Below are 2,135 nucleotides of genomic sequence, written 5' to 3'. Positions count from 1 at the left end.
CTCCACCAGATTATTGTGGGCACCAACGTGGACAAAACATCAAGCGCACGCACCAAGCGGCCGAATTTCCCGCTCGAGTTCAAGAGGCACCTGGTCGAGCAATCCTTTGAGCCGGGTGCATCGGTTGCCCTGATCGCGCGCGGCAATGATGTCAACGCGAACCTGCTCTTCAAGTGGCGGCGAGCGTATCTCGAGGGAGCGTACGGTCTGCCGACGCTGTCCGAGCATGCGGCGCGGCAGGCGGAGTGCGAGATTCCGCCGTTATTGCCGGTGAACATCATCGACGGTACGTCTGTACAGGCGCCGCCGCCAACGGTCACTACAACTGAGCCGCTGGAGAGTGTCTGCGAGGTGGAGTTCGAGCGTGCACGCCTGCGCATTCGCGGCGAGGTCTCGCCGGAGACACTGCGGCTGCTGATTCGCGAGCTGTCGCGATGATCGGTCTGCCGGCGGGCACACGCATCTGGATTGCCGCGGGGGTGACCGACATGCGTTCCGGGTTCCAGGGCCTGGCCGCCAAGGTACAGACGGCGCTTCAGGAGAATCCGCTGGGCGGTCACGTGTTCATCTTCCGCGGCCGTCGAGGTGATCTGATAAAAATTCTTTGGGCTACCAGCGACGGGCTATGGCTGCTTGCAAAGCGGCTCGAGCGTGGCCGCTTTGTCTGGCCGCAGGCCGATAGCGGCAAGATCCATCTGACCCAGGCCCAGCTGTCGATGCTGCTTGAGGGCATCGACTGGCGGCAGCCACGCCGTACCGCCGAGCCACTGTCGATGTTGTAAACCGCGCAACACCTGCGTAAACTGCGTGGCATGTCTGATGCCAGCGACCTTCCTGATGACATCGATGCACTCAAGGCCTTGTTGCTCGAGGCGCGGGCGTCCCTGGCCGAGCGCGATCTGGAAATCGAACGGCTCAAGGCACAGATCGACAAGCTCAAGCGCATGCAGTTCGGCCGCAAGTCCGAGAAACTGGACCGGCAAATTGCGGAACTTGAGACCCGACTGGATGATCTGACCGGCAGCCGTGGCGCAGCCGAAACGCGCGAAGCACAGGCCGGCGGCAGGAGCAGGTCCGACGCGCCCGAACGTGCTTCGCGCGAGGCGCTCCCGGACCACCTGCCGCGTGAGGAGCACGTGCTCGAGCCGGAGCCAACCTGCGCCGAATGCGGCGGCCAGATGCAAGCGCTGGGCGAGGACGTCTCCGAGCAGCTCGGCCGCATCGCGGCAGCGTTCAAGGTCATCCGCACCATCCGGCGCAAGAAGATCTGCGCCTGCTGCGGTCGCATCGTTCAGCCGCCGGCACCGAGCCTGCCGATTCAGCGCGGCATCGCGCACCCAAGCCTGCTTGCCGGGATCTTTGTGGCCAAGTATGCCGATCACCAGCCGCTTTACCGGCAGTCGGAGATCGAAAACGTCAAACTGGACCCGGCGAGCATGGGCCGCTGGGTTGGTCAGTGCGAGGCGCTCGTCGATCCGCTGGTGGAAGCGCTGCGCCGCTACGCGATGGGCGGCATCAAGATCCATGCGGACGACACGCCGATCCCTGTGCTCGCGCCGGGCAACAAGAAGACAAAGACAGGCCGGCTGTGGGTCTATGTGCGTGATGACCGTCGGTCCGGTTCGAAGGAACCAGCCGCCGTCTGGTTTGCGTACTCGCCCAACCGGCAAGGCGTCCATCCCCAGCGCCATCTGACCGGCTTCAGCGGGATCCTGCAGGCAGACGCGTATTCGGGCTTCAACGAGCTGTTCCGGGACGGCTCGATGCGCGAGGCAGCATGCTGGGCGCACGCCAGGAGAAAGCTGTACGACATTCACGTGCGCACGCCGTCTGAAACCACGCAAAAGGCGCTCGACTATATTGGCGAGCTCTACGGCATCGAAGCCAGTATCCGCGGCAAGCCGCCTGCCGAGCGGCTGCGTGTGCGGCAGGAGAAGGCCAAACCGCTGCTTGAAACCTACGGTGCATGGCTCAGGGCAAAGCTCCAGATGCTGTCAACGAAGTCGGATACGGCCAAGGCCATCAACTACTCGCTCAATCAATGGCTCGCGCTGACGCTGTACTGCGACGATGGCACGGTGGAGATAGACAACAACATCGCGGAGAACGCGCTGCGCTGTGTCTCACTGGGACGA

At 63.6% G+C, this 2,135-nt stretch carries 3 protein-coding genes; all 3 read left to right on the top strand.

Annotated elements, in window-relative coordinates; translation table 11 throughout:
- Nucleotides 1–438, top strand: a 438-nt coding sequence (gene tnpA / locus PQR02_RS40215) for an IS66-like element accessory protein TnpA (protein WP_408243352.1), incomplete at its 5' end; no start/stop codon positions are given.
- A complete protein-coding gene (tnpB, locus tag PQR02_RS40210; RefSeq protein WP_408243351.1) occupies nt 435–782 on the top strand; it encodes an IS66 family insertion sequence element accessory protein TnpB in 348 nt (115 codons plus the stop codon). The genes tnpA and tnpB, both read left to right, overlap by 4 nt.
- Before the next feature lie 30 nt (nt 783–812).
- Nucleotides 813–2,135: IS66 family transposase (tnpC, locus tag PQR02_RS40205; protein WP_408243350.1), on the top strand; the 1,323-nt coding region annotated here is incomplete at its 3' end.

Origin of the sequence: Paraburkholderia sediminicola, assembly GCF_046026895.1 — a bacterium.
Classification (GTDB): domain Bacteria; phylum Pseudomonadota; class Gammaproteobacteria; order Burkholderiales; family Burkholderiaceae; genus Paraburkholderia; species Paraburkholderia sediminicola_C.
Note: the sequence above shows the minus strand (reverse complement) of the source record. Positions and strands in the feature narration are given on the sequence as shown.